Origin of the sequence: Dorea sp. AM13-35 (assembly GCF_003473885.1) — a bacterium.
Taxonomy (GTDB): Bacteria; Bacillota; Clostridia; order Lachnospirales; family Lachnospiraceae; genus Dorea_D; species Dorea_D hominis.
Genome location: NZ_QUCZ01000011.1, coordinates 79229 through 95667, shown reverse-complemented (window position 1 = coordinate 95667; position 16439 = coordinate 79229). Strand labels below are relative to the sequence as shown.

Here is a 16439-nt window from a genome sequence, read left to right as displayed (position 1 = left end):
TCTCCAGGTGCATACGCAACGATTGCTTTCATTTTCTCTGGTAAATTGCTCATATTTTTTCCCTCCTATACTTGAAACATACACTTATATCAAAAAGATCTGCCCTGCGCAGTCTTTTTGTATACTTTGCTATTTATACATAACGCCAGGCACAAAAGTCCTAAAAGCTACGAAACTCTTTTCTCTTGTCCCTGGCATTATACTATCTAACTATTCACGGATACGATCTCCGGTCTCAATATCAAACAAGTGTGTTTTTTCTCCACGAACTTCCAGTTTGATAATATCTCCGGCTTTATATCTTGTCTCATCATCCGTGATAATCATCAGAAGCGATTTTCCTACACGGATACCAATTCTTCTCTCGTCACCGAGGTTCTCAAATGTTGCAACCTCTTCCGGTGTTCCTTTGGAGTGCTCTCCTCCGATCATAACGTCCATAGGACGAACACCCATTTTACATTTGAATCCATTGCTTACTACATTGTAGTAACGTTCCGGAACCTGGATCTTCAGGTTACTGTCTTCAAATGTGAAGAAGAAGTGCTCTCCGTCTCCAACAATCGTTGTCTCCATAATGTTCATCGGAGGCTCACCGATAAAGGATGCAACGAATTCATTTACCGGATCATCATATACTTCTGCCGGTGTTCCATACTGCTGAAGGACACCAAAGTTGATGATCGCTATCTTATCTGCCAGCGACATCGCCTCTAACTGGTCATGTGTTACATAAACCGTTGTACATTTGATATCATTGATCAGACGTTTGATCTCTGTACGCATTGCCTGACGTGCTTTACCATCCAAGTGGGAAAGTGGCTCATCCATGAGCAGCAGTTCCGGACGACGGATAATTGCACGAGCAATATTTACACGCTGTTTCTGTCCACCGGATAATTTAACCGGCATTTTGTCAAGCAGGTCATCACACTGCATGAGTGGTGCGATCTCACGGACACGTTTGTCGATCTCTGCTTTGTCTACACCTTTTGCTTTTAAGTTGAAAGCAATATTATCATATACGGTAAGAGGCGGATACATCGCATAATCTTCGAACGCCAGACCGATATGTCTGTCCTTCGGATGAAGATCATTTACAAGTGTGTCTCCGATGTATATCTCTCCTTTTGTGATGTCCTCCAGACCGGCTGTCATACGAAGCGTTGTTGTCTTACCACATCCGGAAGGTCCGAGGAAAGCGATAAATTCACCCTGCTCAGCGACAAGATTCAAATCTTTTACCGCATAATCATTTGGTTTTGCACCTTTTTTCTTCTTACCCTGATTGTCATAACGTTTATAAAGATGTTTGATAGTTAATCCTGCCATACTCTTATCCCTCCTGTTCTGCTGCTAACGCTTTCACAGCCGCTTCTCTGTATCTTGTCAAATATTCCTGAGTCTCTGCGTCAAAGAACATAGCATGATCTAACTTCATATCTACATATATATCCTGGTCAATCTTAACTGTCAGTCCGTTCGGTGCGATCATACGAAGCTGCAGTCCGTCTTCTACGTCAGCTACGATAACGGCTTTGTTACCGATACTTTCGTAACTGTAAACGCTACACTTCATATAGCCTTCCTTCGGCTCAAATGAATAAGTAAGATTTTGTGGTCTCATACCGATATCTACACGATCCAGTCCAAGTTCATCCAGTTTTGCATACAGATCATCCTCATGAGGAAGATCATATTCTTTTCCATTTGCTTCCAGTGTGAACTTATATGTATCGCCGGCTTTTTTGATTGCTCCGGTGATGATATTGATCTCCGGATCACCCATCAGTTCTGCAACGAACTCGTTACATGGCATATAATAAATCTCATCTCCGGTACCAACCTGAACCACTTTACCCTCATTGATAATAGCAATTCTGTCACCAAGTGACATAGCTTCCATGAAGTCATGTGTTACGTATACAGATGTTGTTCCGAAGTTTGCCTGGATCTCTTTTAGCTCAGTACGCATGGAGTTACGAAGTTTTGCATCCAGATGTGCCAAAGGCTCATCCATCAGATATACTCTAGGAGAACGTACAAGTGCACGTCCCATGGCAACACGCTGTTTCTGTCCATTGGACAACTGACTCGGAAGACGCTCTAACAGATAGTCCATCTTCATCATCTCAGCAACTTCTGTAATTTTCTTTTTGATATATTCTTCATCTCTCTTGTATAATTTGCTTCTAAGCGGAGATGCCATATTATCATAAACTGTCATCTGCGGATACAATGCATAGTTCTCAAATACCATTGCTGTATCTCTGTGTGCAGCATCAGTCAGGTTTTCAACCTTTCCGTCAAATTTGATCACACCCTCTTCCGGAAGCTGGATTCCGGCAATGCAGTTCAGGATTGTTGTCTTTCCTGCACCGGCAGGTCCAAACAATACGAAGAACTCTTTATCTTTGATATCCAGGCTTACTCCATCAAGAGCTGTAACTTTTCCGAATTTTTTAGTAACATTTTCCAATTGTATTCTTGACATATTCTCACCTCTATCCCTTTACTGCACCGAAACTCAGACCACGAACCAGATGTTTCTGGATACACAGTGCGAAAATGATTGCCGGCAGAGCGGATACGGCTGCTGCTACAGCAAGCTGTCCATAGTGTGCACTGTCTGTTCCAAGGAACTTTGTGATCGCTACAGTGATCGGCTGAACGTTTGTACCTCCAAGCATCAACGGGAATGTAAAACTGTTCCATGCGAAGATAAATGCAAGGAGCGCAGCGGATACAAGACCCGGTTTGATAAGTGGTACAAGGTTCTTAAAGAAGATCTGATACCAGGAATATCCGTCTACCTGGGCTGCATACTCAATCTCAACAGAAATATCTTCGAAGTATCCTCTTACTACCCAGATCAGAAGCGGCATAGAGATTAACTGGTATACCCAGATCAGTCCAAAGTAAGAATCATAGATTCCTAATCTCTGATAGATCATGAACAGTGGTAATACTACCAGGATCTCAGGTGCGAATTTGAAAGAAAGAATCTGGAATGCGATATCTTCTTTCTTCTTGAAGTTGTATCTTGCAAGGGCATATGCTGCCGGTACACCTGCAAGTACGGAAATCAAAACTGCTCCTCCGGATACGATCAAACTATCTAACATATATTTCATATAATCTGTGTGAAGTAATACTTCCTTGTAGTTTGCAAGTGTTGGTGTAAATACAAATGTTGTTGTATACATCTCCGCATCTGACTTAAATGTCAGGATCAGCATCCAGATCAGCGGAAACAGAGCAAATATTGAATATATGGCTAAAAGTCCATTCTGAACTATACGGCCTAATCTTTTTGAAGCTGTACTCATGCTTAACATCCTTTCTATGTGAAAATAATCTTGTTTTCCAGTAACCTGTTATTCTTCCAGACCTGCTGCCTGTTTCTGTGCAGCTCTCTGTCTCTTAACGATCTGTTTTGCAATGATATTAATGAATACCCACAATACCAGGATGTACGGAAGTGCATATCCGAATTTCTGGAACTGGAATCCTGTCTGATAAGCGGTCAGTGACAGGTTCATAAGTGTATCTCCAGGGCCTCCCTTTGTCAGAGCGAAGATAACGGCATATTCCTGTAATGCTGCCATCAATCTGAACAGGAGTGCAATATATAAACTTGGTTTTAACATTGGCAGTGTCAGGTTACGGAAGTTAAACATTGTACTTCCTCCATCGATCTTAGCAGATTCGAATGGTGACTTCGGCAGTGACTGCAGACCTGCAAGTACAAGTAACATACAGAATGATGTGTTAACCCATACATCGATCATAACTGCTGTCATAAGTGCAGTCTTCGGACTTGCTGCCCAAGGGAATCCGACAATACCAAAGATGTTCAAGAATTTTTCGATAATACCAACGGAGTTGTTCAGCATCAACTGCCAGATGATTGTAGCTGTTACAGGTGCAACCATCAGCGGGAAGATCAATGCAACTCTCATAATCTTTGAAAATCTGTTGTTCAGGTTGTTGAGGATAATTGCTACCCCCATTCCTAATCCCATCTCAATTGCTGTACTAAAGAATGCATATTTAATTGTTACCCATGTTGCTTTTAAGAATTCTTTCGATGCCAGAATCTGTGTCCAGTTTCTTAATCCTACAAAACTGTATGTTGGCATTCTGAAAGAGAAGTTTGTAAGTGAATAGTAAATTGCCATTACGAAAGGAATCATAATACCTATAGTAATGATTAGAGCAGGTGCCACAATCATATACGGAAGTGCTTTTGTTTTAAAAGGCACCACATTCAGCTCACTCGCAGCGGCACTGTTCTTATTCTGTTCTTTCATCCTAGTTCCTCCAATCAAAAATATTTAACATCCGGTACGGAGTTCTCACAATTTCAAAAGTAAAATCGAGGAGGGTCAGGTAACCCCTCCTCGACTCTAACCCTTAATATGTACGATTATGTCCATTTCGTACTTCAATTTTTAATCTCTCAATTAATCGTCGATCACAAATAATCTAAACGTTCCCAATATTATTCATCGATCTGAATGTCAGCTACGATCTTATCAAGATCTTTCTTCAGCTGTTTCATAGCCTGCTCTGTAGATTTGTACTTTTTGCTTGTTACAAGGTCCTGCAGAGTCTCTGCCCATTTTGTTGTACACTCGAAGAAGTACGGCTGTGGTGTGAAGTAGATAGATGCGCTCTTCTCAAGAGCTGCGATAGACTCGAGATAGTTATCTGCTTTACCAACGATAGATTTGTACTCATCACTGTTCATAACAGATGTACGAGGAGTATCCGGAGAAGCTCCTTCAGTTCCTGACCAAAGCATGTACTCTGGGCTTGTGAAGTACTGAATAAAGTACCAAGCTGCTTCTTTGTTCTTAGAATCTTTGTTCATAGCCAGTGACCAGATCCAGAGGTTTGTCTTAGCGTCAGCATCTGTCTTTCCTTTCGGAAGCGGAACTGTTGACCATGCAATATTTCCGGATTCTGCAGAAGCGCCTTCGTAGTTGTTGAAGTAAGCGTTACTTGATGCATCAAACATCATAGCTGCTTTCTTAGCTCCGAGGTCTTTACCACACTCATACCATGTAGCGTTTGCCCACTGAGTAGATCCGCCTTCTTTGATGAGTTTAACCCAGTAATCTGTCATATCAATAGCTTCTTTAGAATCAAGTTTACATACTAACTTGCCATCTTCGATTGCAAAGTCCTGAGCTCCCCATGTTGCGAATAATGACATATATCCAGGATGGATTGTTGCCCACTCACGAGTACCACGAACTGCGATTCCATATGTTCCGGATCCGTTGAATCCCTTTAATGCTTTAGCAGCTTTCAGAAGGTCATCTGTTGTCTTCGGAACCGCGATTCCTTTTTCTTTTAATACTTTCTTGTTATAGGAAATGTTGTTTAATTCCCATCCCATTGGAAGTGCCCACTGAGAACCTTTTCCAACTTTGTGTCCAGCTGTCAGATCCCATTTCAATGCCCCAACAACACCTGGAATGAAATCATCATAGTTGTAATCTTTGTCTGTAAGAGCCGGGTTGTTAATGTAGTCATCCAATGGCTCCATGTATCCAGCCGGTGCATACTCCCAAACCTGATAAGCACCTGTCATGTAAACATCAGTGTCACCTGAGTGGCTGCTAAGAGAAGTGTTCAACTTGTCAAAGTAGTTAGACTCTGGTGTAGAAGAATATTTAACCTTAATTCCTGTCTTCTTCTCAAATTCCGGAATCTTCTTGATAACGGCTTTTGAGTAGTTGTGCTCATTGAACATTACGTTGATTGTTGTTCCCTTGTAGTTCTGCCAGTCGAAATCTTCGGCTTTTCCTTTCTTCGGCGCGTCACTCTTAGAAGAATCACTTCCTGGTCCGCCACAACCAGCGAGCATTGTAGCAACCATTGTCATACATAACAGTGCGCTTATAACCTTTTTTTTCATACCTTTCTTTCCTCCCTTTTCTATGGATTTTAATTTTGTACACTTTGTTTACGTATCAGTTTACCTGCCTGAACGTTTTGTACAAATTGTTTAATATTATTATAGCACAAAGCTGACTTTTGTCCAGGTGTTTTACATATGTAATGTTTCACAAAAAATTCATGGTGTTTTTGCACTATTTTTTCATTTTTTTGGTGATTTTTTTGTTAAATTTTTATTTATCTACTAAAAAAATGACTATAGTTGCCTTAAATACGCTTTTCGTGTATCATTAGTAACATATTGGACACTTTGGAGGTATACATCATGAAAGCATTTGAATACGACAGTGGCTTTATGAAATTTGCAATTCTTCTAAGCCGCCTGACACTCTTAAATCTGATCTGGCTGATCGCCTGTATCCCGGTTGTCACCATCGGTGCCTCGACAGCTGCCATGCATTACAGCGCAGCAAAGCTTATGAACGGCGACAGTCATGTTTTCGGGAATTACAAAACCGGTTTCCGTACATATTGGAAAAAAGGAACTGTGATCTGGCTGATCACCGCAGTATTCAGTGCCATCTTCGGTATGGCATCCTACCTGTTCCAGACAGCACGTATTCCTTATCATACGGTACTGATGGTCATCTCCGGCATGGCTTTCCTTACATTATTATTAGTAGTGATCTGGATCTATCCGACAATGGTGAATTTCTCCGGAAAGTTACAGGAATTATTTTTCAATGCATTTATCTTCGCTTTTATGTACGCACCTGTCACACTGATCGCAGTGGTATTCTATGGAATCGCAGGATTTTTATTTATCCGCTTCCTGCTCACCAGAATGCTCGTAGTACTGTTCGGACCGGCTCTTATCGTTTACAGTACGCTGGTGCTTTTTGAGAAGGTATTTAAAAAATACAGACCTAAGGCCGAAGAAAGTTAAAGTCTGAATTGTAACTGCACGCAAAGAACTGTCACTGACATATTTCTTCAGATACTATGACATCAAAAAATCTGTGCAAGCTATGCTTACACAGATTTTTTAATGTCCTTATTATTAGAAAGGAACTAAACGATATCTTATTTTCTACGATGCATTAGTCGAATTTGAATGCAACTTTGAAGTCGCCGTATTTTCCTGATGCATAGTCAAATGCTTTCTCCCACTCTTCAATCTTGAAGATGCTGGATACAACACCGTCTGTCTTTAAGTTGCCTTTCATCATGTTCTCGATTACGAATGGATATGCATACGGGCTTAAGTGTGATCCCAGGATATCCAGTTCTTTACGGTCACCGATGATAGACCAATCAACTTTTGTCTCTGATCCAAATACACTGAACTCTACGAAACGTCCAAGTTTACGTGTTACAGTCAGTCCCTGGATAACGCTTGAAGGATGTCCGGTTGCTTCGATGTAAACGTCGCATCCATAGTCATCTGTCAGAGCTTTGATTTCTTTGTCAATGTCGCATTTTCCTGGGTTGAATACAAGGTCAGCGCCAAATTCTTTCGCTTTCTCCAATCTTCCATCCTGCATATCCAGAACGATTAAGAGTTTTGGATTCTTCATTCTTGCGTATGTGATCATGCCAAGTCCGAGAGTACCTGCTCCGGAGATAACTACTACGTCTTCGTTTGTGATGCTTCCACGGTCAACTGCATGTTTGGAACATCCATAAGGCTCTACCAGAAGTGCCTGCTCGATAGACATATCTTCCGGTACACGGCTTAATACACAGTTCTTAGGATATCTTACATACTCTGCCATACCACCGTTGTTGTATGACTGGAATCCGAGCATGTCGTGTGGCTGGCACATCCAGTAATGTCCGTCTTTACAGAAACGGCATTTTCCGCAAGGAACAATCTGGTCTGCGATGATTCTGTCGCCAAGCTCATATCCTTCTACGTTCTCACCCATCTCAACGATTCTTCCGAAGAATTCATGTCCCGGAATAAATGGTGGTTTAACCCATGATGGCTGTACATCATCTCCCCAGAACATTGCTGCACCGTGGCTGCACTTTAAATCACCTGCACAGATTCCGCAAGCCTCTGTCTTGATGATAATGTCGTCCGGTCCACATTCCGGTGTTGGATATTCCGGTTCAAAACGATAATCGTCTTTTGAATATGCTACCAGCGCTTTCATTGTTTTTGGAGTACTTCCTTTTGTTGCCATAATACAAACACCTCTTTCTTAAAAAATATATTTCTTGTTATACTTCAAACTGTCCCCAGACAGTATCGAGAGCTTTGCTCACTGCATGATATTTCTCATATTTTTTCTGATAAATCTCATGCATCTGCGGATTCGGTTCTACTCTTCCTGATACGTGTACCATATGTTTTGCCGCATCCTCATAATCCTTGTATACACCAGCTGCGATCGCTGCTGCCATACCACAACCGAGTGCACCTAATTCTTTGGCATCTACCGTCTCAATCGGGAATCCTAAAATATCCGCAAACATCTGTACCCAAACTTCTGAATTTGCAGCACCTCCCGCCATACGAATTGCCTCCGGGCGTTCTCTGGATAATAATAACCTCTCAATATGTGTCTTATGTGAAAATACAACACCTTCATAAATCGCACGTAGCATATGTGCTTTGTTATGGTAAGTTGTAAGTCCGATAAATGCTCCCTTTCCAAGTGGATGTGCATTCGATCCATATAAGAACGGAAGGAAATATACATCACATTCTTCCGGTTTTACGGAAGCTACTTTTGCATTGACTACACTGTAGATATTTTCACCTTCCGGAATCTTCTCATTCTCCATACAGTTCTCCAGATACCACTCCAGGTTACCGGATGAAGTTGCACTGCATTCTTCTACGAGATAATATCCCGGCATTGCAAACAGAGAGTTCATGGCGATCGTTCCATCCATAACCGGCTCTTTTGCAATATATTCATTAATACTCCATGTACCTGCGATCGTACACATTCTGTCCGGTGATGTAACATCTACCGCAACTGCGCAGGCATCAATATCAAACATACCGCCTGCCACTGCCGTCCCTTCCGGAAGTCCGGTCAGTTCAGATGCTTCTTTGGAAATCGTACCGCACAGGTCATAAGAATAACGGATTGGCGGAAGCATATCATATACTTCTCCGATTCCCATCTTCTCTAAAATATCTTTATCAAATCTGACATCTCTGACATTCATAAGTCCTGATCCGGAAATATCCGTTGCTTCACTGTAAGCCTCTCCAGTCAGTCTGAATCTTACATAATCTTTTACTGAAAATGCATACTGGATATTATCGTAAATATCTCTATGGTGATCCTTAAACCATGCAAGTAACGATACCTGCTGGCATGCCATGATCTCCTGACATGTTCTGTCATGGATCTCTTCATATACACCATTCTCATGCCACTTCTCCGGATATTTCCACGCACGGCTGTCTGTGGAAATAATTCCGTTATATGCCGGTTTGCCGTCTTTGCCCCAAGGATATAAGCCTTTGCCGTGACCGCACACTGCAATACCCAGAATATCTTCGCCATTAATTCCCGCTTTCTTGATCGCACGCTTGATGCAGTCACAGTTTGCAAGCCAAAGTTCTTCCATATCTCTTTCCGTATAGCCTGACTTTGGTGTGATCACTTTCGTTGATCTGCCGGCTGTTGCAATCTCTTTTCCGGTCAGATCAAAGATCGCAGCCTTGGTCGATGTACCACCATTATCGAGTCCTATTACATACCGTTCCATATTCACGTCCTCCTTTGCCTGTTTCAATTATATATTCTTTGTGCAGATATATCAATGACATTTTTCCACCTCCGTGACTTTTGTCACATTTATACAAAAAAAGAACCTGACGATATTTACCGTCAGGTTCTACGCATGTCTATCTTTAATTTTTAGCCATCTACTATCTTGTAACGTATGCATGTTTGAATTCAACAGATGTTGCTTTCTTGTCTGCTTTAACTCCTGATGCTGTAATGCCTGATGCCAGTGCTGCTCCAATGTTGTAAAAATCTCTAACCATTACATAAATTCCTGCTGCTACAAAAAGAACGGATAAAATTGTTGCTACTAATGTCATCATACTTGTCACCTCATACTTTAGATTGTTAAAAATTTGTTTATCTTTTTTCTGATTGTATAATAACACAGCCTGTGCTCTTCGTAAATGTCAAAAAGCTCCAATCTTTTTTTGTTTTCAGCATATTTTTTGTTACTTTTTTATCAATGTGTTTTGGCTTTTATTTAATTTTAGCAATTGCTTCCTGTTCTATGCTTAATCCCTGTTTAAATTGCTCTATAAATTTCTCGAATCCGTCCACATCTTCCGGAACTGGTTCCATCTTGCTGCCCTCATTTCCGGCAAAAACTTTATTGTCAAGATAGTCTTCCAACGTCTCGCCTTCTGCTTTTCCAACTTCGTATGCAGCCAGAAGTGCAATTCCCCATGCGCCGCCTTCGCCAGCTGTCTCCATTACGGAAACCGGAGCCTGCATTGCAGCTGCCATGATGCGCTGACCAACTCCCGGAGTCTTAAAGAGTCCACCGTGTCCTAAGATCTTATCAATCTGGATATGTTCTTCTTTTACAAGGATATCCATTCCGATCTTGAGTGCACCGAGTGCCGCATACAAATGTGTACGCATAAAGTTTGCAAGATTGAATTTACTGTTTGGTGTACGAATAAATACCGGTCGGCCTTCATCAATCGGAATAATATTTTCACCGGAATAATATCCATATGATAACAGACCACCACAGTCAGCATCACCTTCCAGTGCTTTGTTATATAATGTTCCGAACAATGTATTCATATCTACTTTCATGCCCATTGCTTCTGAATACTCTTTAAAAATATTCACCCATGCATTCAGATCAGAAGTACAGTTATTTGCATGTGCCATTGCCACCGGACTTCCGGATGGTGTTGTTACCATATCAATTTCCGTATATACTTTGGAAAGTTCTTTTTCCAGTACGATCATAGCAAATACAGATGTTCCGGCAGATACATTACCGGTTCTCTTTGCAACACTGTTTGTTGCAATCATACCGGTTCCGGCATCACCTTCCGGCGGGCACACCGGAATTCCTGCCTGAAGTGTTCCGGTCGGATCTAATAATTTGACACCTTCTTCTGTCAGGCATCCTGCATCATCGCCTGCGCAGAGGACTTTCGGCATGATTTCACGGAGTTTCCAGCTATATCCACGGTCTTCGACAAGTTTGTCAAATTTTTCGATCATTCCATCGTAGAAATCGGATGTAGCCGGATCAATCGGGAACATACCGGATGCATCACCGACTCCTAGGACCTTCTGACCGGTCAGCTGCCAGTGAATATATCCGGATAAGGTTGTAAAATATGCCACATCCTTCACATGTTCTTCTTTATTAAGAATCGCCTGATACAGATGTGCAATGCTCCATCTCTGCGGAATATTGTACTGGAACAGCTCTGTCAGCTCTTCTGCTGCCTGTCCTGTGATCGTATTTCTCCAGGTACGGAATGGAACGAGCAGTGTTCCTTCTTTGTCAAATGCCATATAGCCGTGCATCATTGCACTGAATCCGATGCCGGCAAGGCTTTTGATCTCAGTACCGTATTTTTCCTTTACGTCTGCCGCCATATTAGCATAGCTGGCTTTCAGTCCTTTCCAGATGTCTTCCAGATCGTATGTCCAGATATGTCCGTCCAGTCTGTTCTCCCAGTCATAACTTCCTGTTGCTACCGGCTGATGATTTTCATCGATCATAACCGCTTTGATTCTTGTCGAGCCGAGTTCAATACCTACTACTGCTTTTCCGGCTTCAATCAATGTTTTTACATTCTCCTTGTTCATCTAGTTTCCCCCCTGTCCATAGTATGCATTTGCTCCGTGTTTTCTGTAATAATGCTTGTCCTGCAGTTCCTGTGGTGCCGGCTTATTTTCCGGATTGATCAGTTCACAGCGGCACGCCATCTTTGCAACTTCTTCTAATACTACTGCGTTGTGCACTGCTTCGTTGGCATCTTTGCCCCATGTAAACGGACCGTGGTTCTTACAAAGAACTGCCGGTGTTGCAATATAGTCTTTTCCGCGTGCTTCAAACTCGTCCGCGATCAGCACACCTGTATTTTTTTCATAAGCTTCTTCAATCTCTTCTTTTGTCAGATTGCGTACACATGGAACTTCTCCATACAGATAATCTGCATGTGTGGTTCCGTAGCATGGAATGTTTCTTCCTGCCTGCGCCCAGCTTGTAGCCCACGGGGAATGGGTATGTACGATTCCCCCGATATCCGGGAAACGGTTATATAATACCATGTGAGTATCTGTATCGGATGAAGGGTTGTATTTTCCTTCTACTTTGTTGCCCTGAAGATCAACGACTACCATATCATCCGGTGTCAGTTTATCGTATTCTACTCCGCTTGGTTTGATTACAAAAAGACCTTTTTCTCTGTCAATTCCGCTCACGTTACCCCAGGTAAATGTAACCAGTCCATACTTCGGCAGCATCATATTGGCTTCGTACACCTTCTTTTTCAGTTCTTCTAACATTCTATTGTCCTCCGTTCTTAAAGTCTACTATAGTCAATATATCTTAATTTTTATATGCTTTCAACTGATTTTCGGTAATATGTGCCAATAATCACTAATTTTAGTATCTGAGTACGGTTCCGTATACAGCGGTTCTTTCATTTTCACAAACTACCAGATAATAGTCAAGCATGAATGTGTATCCTTCCCACTACCAGGGCTGATTAGGAACTCTCATCCATGAGTGATGTGCGCTGCAAGGCGCATGCAAAAAAGGAGCAGGAAACTTGCGCTTCCTGCTCCTTAATTGTTCTTTATTCTGTTAGATTCCTGAATTACTCGATTATAACTCCGTCTTCTTCTACAACATTTTCTGTTATATCATCAACGTCATTCATCTCACCGATTTCTATATCATCACCTTCTTCAAATGATAATTCATCATCTAATGCGTAATCGGAACCGAGTTTAATATCACGGTATTTTCTCATACCTGTACCGGCTGGGATGTGTTTACCAATGATAACGTTCTCTTTCAGACCTACCAGTGGATCGATCTTGCCCTTGATTGCTGCTTCTGTCAGAACTTTTGTTGTCTCCTGGAAGGATGCTGCTGACAGGAAGGAGTTTGTAGCAAGGGATGCTTTTGTAATACCAAGCATGATCTGTTCTCCGGTTGCCGGCTCTTTGCCTTCTGCTTCCAGAGCTGCATTTGTATCTTCAAATTCCAGAATGTCTACATTTGTTCCCGGAAGGAATTCTGTATCTCCTGCTTCTTCGATACGGATCTTCTTCAGCATCTGACGAACGATAACCTCGATATGCTTATCGTTGATCTCAACACCCTGCAGACGGTATACACGCTGTACTTCCTGGATCATGTAATCCTGTACGGCGCGGAGTCCTTTGATCTTCAGGATATCATGAGGATTTACACTACCTTCTGTCAGTTCATCACCGGCTTCCAGTTTTGCTCCGTCTAATATTTTGATACGTGATCCGTAAGGGATCAGATATGCTTTGGATTCTCCTGTTTCTTCATTTGTAACGACAATCTCACGTTTTTTCTTCGTGTCGCTGATTGTTGCAGTTCCTGCAAACTCTGTGATAATTGCAAGTCCCTTCGGCTTTCTAGCCTCAAAAAGCTCTTCGACACGAGGAAGTCCCTGTGTGATATCCCCACCGGCTACACCACCGGTATGGAATGTTCTCATAGTAAGCTGTGTACCAGGCTCACCGATGGACTGGGCAGCGATAATACCAACAGCCTCTCCAACCTGTACCGGCTCACCGGTTGCCATGTTGGCTCCGTAACATTTTGCACAGATACCGCTGTGTGAACGGCATGTTAAAATTGTACGGATCTTAATCTTCTTCAGTGTCTCACCATTTTCGTCGACACCTTTTTTCATGATCAGCTCTGCACGTTTCGGAGTAACCATATGGTTCTTCTTAACAAGTACATTGCCATCTTTATCTACGATATCCTCGCACAGGTAACGTCCTGTAATACGCTCCTGGAGGCTCTCGATCTCTTCATTTCCATCCATGAATGCATGTACATACATTCCAGGGATCGGACCATCCTTCGGTGCACAGTCTACTTCGTGGATGATAAGCTCCTGGGATACATCAACCAGACGTCTGGTCAGGTATCCTGAATCGGCTGTACGAAGGGCTGTATCAGAAAGTCCTTTACGTGCTCCATGCGCAGACATGAAGTACTCCAATACGTCCAGACCTTCACGGAAGTTTGACTTGATAGGCAACTCGATCGTATGACCGGTTGTATCTGCCATCAATCCACGCATACCGGCAAGCTGTTTGATCTGTTTGTCAGATCCACGGGCTCCGGAATCCGCCATCATGAAGATGTTGTTGTATTTATCAAGTCCTGTCAGCAGGGCATGTGTCAGAGCATCGTCAGTTGTCTTCCATGTCTCAACAACTTCTTTGTAACGCTCTTCCTCTGTGATCAGACCACGCTTGAAGTTCTTTGTGATCTTATCTACTGTATCCTGTGCTTTCTGGATCATCTCTGGTTTCTGTGGCGGTACTGTCATATCTGAAATAGATACGGTCATCGCAGCTCTTGTAGAATACTTGTATCCGATTGCTTTTACATGGTCAAGAACTTCTGCTGTAGCAGTTGCTCCATGTGTATTGATAACTTTCTCAAGGATCTGTTTTAACTGTTTCTTACCTACGTGGAAATCAATCTCCAGTAACAGTTCGTTGCCTTCTACTTCACGATCTACGAATCCAAGATCCTGTGGAATGATCTCGTTGAAGATAAATCTTCCCAGTGTAGACTCAACAGTAGCTGTCTTATCTGTTCCGTCGGCAAGTGTCTTTGTTACACGTACTTTAATGCGTGAGTGCAGAGTAATTACCTGGTTCTCATATGCCAGGATTGCTTCGTTCACGCTCTTGAAGAACTTACCTTCTCCGATCGCTCCAGGTCTTTCCTGAGTCAGATAGTAAATACCAAGTACCATATCCTGTGAAGGTACAGCTACCGGTCCACCATCGGAAGGTTTCAGTAAGTTGTTCGGTGAGAGCAGAAGGAAACGACACTCAGCCTGTGCTTCTACAGACAGCGGAAGATGTACAGCCATCTGGTCTCCATCGAAGTCGGCGTTGAACGCGGTACATACGAGTGGATGAAGCTTAATCGCCTTACCTTCTACAAGGATCGGCTCAAATGCCTGGATACCCAGTCGGTGAAGTGTAGGGGCACGGTTTAACATAACCGGATGCTCTTTGATCACTTCTTCCAGAACATCCCATACTTCCGGCTGAAGTCTCTCTACCATTTTCTTAGCATTTTTGATATTGTGAGCAGTTCCATTCTGAACGAGTTCTTTCATTACAAATGGTTTGAACAGCTCGATCGCCATCTCTTTCGGAAGACCGCACTGGTAAATCTTAAGTTCCGGTCCTACGACGATAACGGAACGTCCGGAGTAGTCAACACGCTTACCAAGCAGGTTCTGACGGAAACGTCCGGATTTACCTTTCAGCATATCAGAGAGGGACTTAAGAGCACGGTTACCCGGTCCTGTAACCGGACGGCCACGGCGTCCGTTGTCGATCAGTGCATCTACTGCTTCCTGTAACATTCTCTTTTCGTTTCTTACGATAATGTCCGGAGCGCCTAACTCAAGCAGACGTTTCAGACGGTTGTTTCTATTGATAATTCTTCTGTACAGATCATTCAGGTCAGATGTTGCAAAACGTCCACCATCTAACTGAACCATCGGACGCAGATCCGGTGGGATGACCGGAATGTTATTCATGATCATCCACTCTGGTTTGTTACCGGACTCACGGAAAGCTTCTACAACTTCCAGACGTTTTACGATTCTTGCACGTTTCTGTCCGGTAGCTCCCTGTAAGCCTTCTGTCAGTTCATTGTATTCTTTGTCAAGGTCGATTGCTTCCAGCAGTTCCTGTACGGATTCAGCACCCATACCTACTCGGAAAGCACTTCCCCATTTTTCTCTTGCTTCCTGATATTCCTGTTCAGACAATACCTGTTTGTACTGAAGGTCTGTATCCCCTTTGTCCAGCACGATATAGGATGCGAAATACAGAACTTTCTCCAGTGTTCTTGGAGACAGATCCAGGATCAGTCCCATACGGCTCGGGATTCCTTTGAAGTACCAGATATGGGATACCGGAGCTGCAAGAGCAATGTGTCCCATACGCTCACGTCGTACGCTTGCTTTTGTAACTTCTACACCACAGCGGTCACAAACGACACCTTTGTAACGGATCTTTTTGTATTTACCACAGTGGCATTCCCAGTCTTTGCTTGGTCCGAAAATCTTTTCGCAGAACAAACCATCTTTCTCCGGTTTCAGAGTTCTGTAGTTAATTGTCTCCGGTTTTGTTACTTCTCCCCTTGACCATTCCAGAATCTTTTCAGGTGACGCCAAACCGATTTTGATTGCATCAAAAGTCATAGGCTGAAATGTTTGTTCCTTAGTATTTTCTGGCATACTGGCA

12 protein-coding genes are annotated in these 16439 nt (G+C 42.7%); 1 reads left to right on the top strand and 11 read right to left on the bottom strand.

Translation table 11 applies throughout. The annotated features are described in order from the left end of the window. Positions 1 to 210: 210 nt before the first annotated feature. From DW152_RS12145 to DW152_RS12125, 5 genes are all read right to left on the bottom strand, one after another. Positions 211 to 1332 carry an ABC transporter ATP-binding protein gene (locus tag DW152_RS12145; protein ID WP_118288735.1) on the bottom strand — a complete coding sequence of 374 codons (1122 nt, stop codon included), beginning with the start codon at positions 1330 to 1332 and terminating at the stop codon, positions 211 to 213. A 4-nt stretch (positions 1333 to 1336) separates the two neighbouring features. After that, complete coding sequence (locus tag DW152_RS12140; protein ID WP_118288734.1) at positions 1337 to 2494, bottom strand: ABC transporter ATP-binding protein; 1158 nt, start codon at positions 2492 to 2494, stop codon at positions 1337 to 1339. Positions 2495 to 2504: 10 nt separating this feature from the next. Further along, complete coding sequence (locus tag DW152_RS12135) at positions 2505 to 3329, bottom strand: carbohydrate ABC transporter permease (RefSeq protein WP_021860183.1); 825 nt, start codon at positions 3327 to 3329, stop codon at positions 2505 to 2507. A gap of 48 nt (positions 3330 to 3377) precedes the next feature. After that, the gene (locus tag DW152_RS12130; protein ID WP_021860184.1) at positions 3378 to 4313 is read right to left on the bottom strand and encodes a carbohydrate ABC transporter permease; all 936 of its coding nucleotides are present in this window, start codon (positions 4311 to 4313) and stop codon (positions 3378 to 3380) included. 191 nt (positions 4314 to 4504) lie between these two features. Continuing rightward, the gene (locus DW152_RS12125; RefSeq protein WP_118288733.1) at positions 4505 to 5929 is read right to left on the bottom strand and encodes an ABC transporter substrate-binding protein; all 1425 of its coding nucleotides are present in this window, start codon (positions 5927 to 5929) and stop codon (positions 4505 to 4507) included. 306 nt (positions 5930 to 6235) lie between these two features. Between DW152_RS12125 and DW152_RS12120 the strand changes: the two genes are divergently transcribed. Then, positions 6236 to 6856 (top strand): YesL family protein, encoded by a 621-nt coding sequence (locus tag DW152_RS12120; protein WP_118288732.1) that lies wholly within the window; start codon positions 6236 to 6238, stop codon positions 6854 to 6856. A gap of 154 nt (positions 6857 to 7010) precedes the next feature. Here the strand turns inward: DW152_RS12120 and DW152_RS12115 are convergent, their stop codons facing one another. The 6 genes from DW152_RS12115 to rpoC all read right to left on the bottom strand — a co-directional run bounded on the left by DW152_RS12115 (position 7011) and on the right by rpoC (position 16432). Continuing rightward, positions 7011 to 8099, bottom strand: coding sequence for an alcohol dehydrogenase catalytic domain-containing protein (locus DW152_RS12115; protein ID WP_117538332.1), 1089 nt, complete (start codon positions 8097 to 8099; stop codon positions 7011 to 7013). Between the two features lie 37 nt (positions 8100 to 8136). Next, positions 8137 to 9645 (bottom strand): FGGY-family carbohydrate kinase, encoded by a 1509-nt coding sequence (locus DW152_RS12110; RefSeq protein WP_021860188.1) that lies wholly within the window; start codon positions 9643 to 9645, stop codon positions 8137 to 8139. Between the two features lie 163 nt (positions 9646 to 9808). Next, positions 9809 to 9988 carry a hypothetical protein gene (locus DW152_RS12105; RefSeq protein WP_118288731.1) on the bottom strand — a complete coding sequence of 60 codons (180 nt, stop codon included), beginning with the start codon at positions 9986 to 9988 and terminating at the stop codon, positions 9809 to 9811. A 157-nt stretch (positions 9989 to 10145) separates the two neighbouring features. After that, positions 10146 to 11747 carry a xylulokinase gene (locus DW152_RS12100; RefSeq protein ID WP_021860190.1) on the bottom strand — a complete coding sequence of 534 codons (1602 nt, stop codon included), beginning with the start codon at positions 11745 to 11747 and terminating at the stop codon, positions 10146 to 10148. After that, entirely contained in the window at positions 11748 to 12449 is a 702-nt protein-coding gene (locus DW152_RS12095) for an L-ribulose-5-phosphate 4-epimerase (RefSeq protein WP_118288730.1), read from the bottom strand. It abuts the gene before it with no gap. Between the two features lie 314 nt (positions 12450 to 12763). Continuing rightward, the gene (rpoC, locus tag DW152_RS12090) at positions 12764 to 16432 is read right to left on the bottom strand and encodes a DNA-directed RNA polymerase subunit beta' (RefSeq protein WP_118288729.1); all 3669 of its coding nucleotides are present in this window, start codon (positions 16430 to 16432) and stop codon (positions 12764 to 12766) included. Positions 16433 to 16439 lie beyond the last annotated feature (7 nt).

Coding starts and splice junctions, on each gene's coding strand:
- DW152_RS12145 (WP_118288735.1), bottom strand. CDS start 1,332: ATGGCAGGATTAACTATCAAACATCTTTATAAACGTTATGACAATCAG.
- DW152_RS12140 (WP_118288734.1), bottom strand. CDS start 2,494: ATGTCAAGAATACAATTGGAAAATGTTACTAAAAAATTCGGAAAAGTT.
- DW152_RS12135 (WP_021860183.1), bottom strand. CDS start 3,329: ATGAGTACAGCTTCAAAAAGATTAGGCCGTATAGTTCAGAATGGACTT.
- DW152_RS12130 (WP_021860184.1), bottom strand. CDS start 4,313: ATGAAAGAACAGAATAAGAACAGTGCCGCTGCGAGTGAGCTGAATGTG.
- DW152_RS12125 (WP_118288733.1), bottom strand. CDS start 5,929: ATGAAAAAAAAGGTTATAAGCGCACTGTTATGTATGACAATGGTTGCT.
- DW152_RS12120 (WP_118288732.1), top strand. CDS start 6,236: ATGAAAGCATTTGAATACGACAGTGGCTTTATGAAATTTGCAATTCTT.
- DW152_RS12115 (WP_117538332.1), bottom strand. CDS start 8,099: ATGGCAACAAAAGGAAGTACTCCAAAAACAATGAAAGCGCTGGTAGCA.
- DW152_RS12110 (WP_021860188.1), bottom strand. CDS start 9,645: ATGGAACGGTATGTAATAGGACTCGATAATGGTGGTACATCGACCAAG.
- DW152_RS12105 (WP_118288731.1), bottom strand. CDS start 9,988: ATGATGACATTAGTAGCAACAATTTTATCCGTTCTTTTTGTAGCAGCA.
- DW152_RS12100 (WP_021860190.1), bottom strand. CDS start 11,747: ATGAACAAGGAGAATGTAAAAACATTGATTGAAGCCGGAAAAGCAGTA.
- DW152_RS12095 (WP_118288730.1), bottom strand. CDS start 12,449: ATGTTAGAAGAACTGAAAAAGAAGGTGTACGAAGCCAATATGATGCTG.
- rpoC (WP_118288729.1), bottom strand. CDS start 16,432: ATGCCAGAAAATACTAAGGAACAAACATTTCAGCCTATGACTTTTGAT.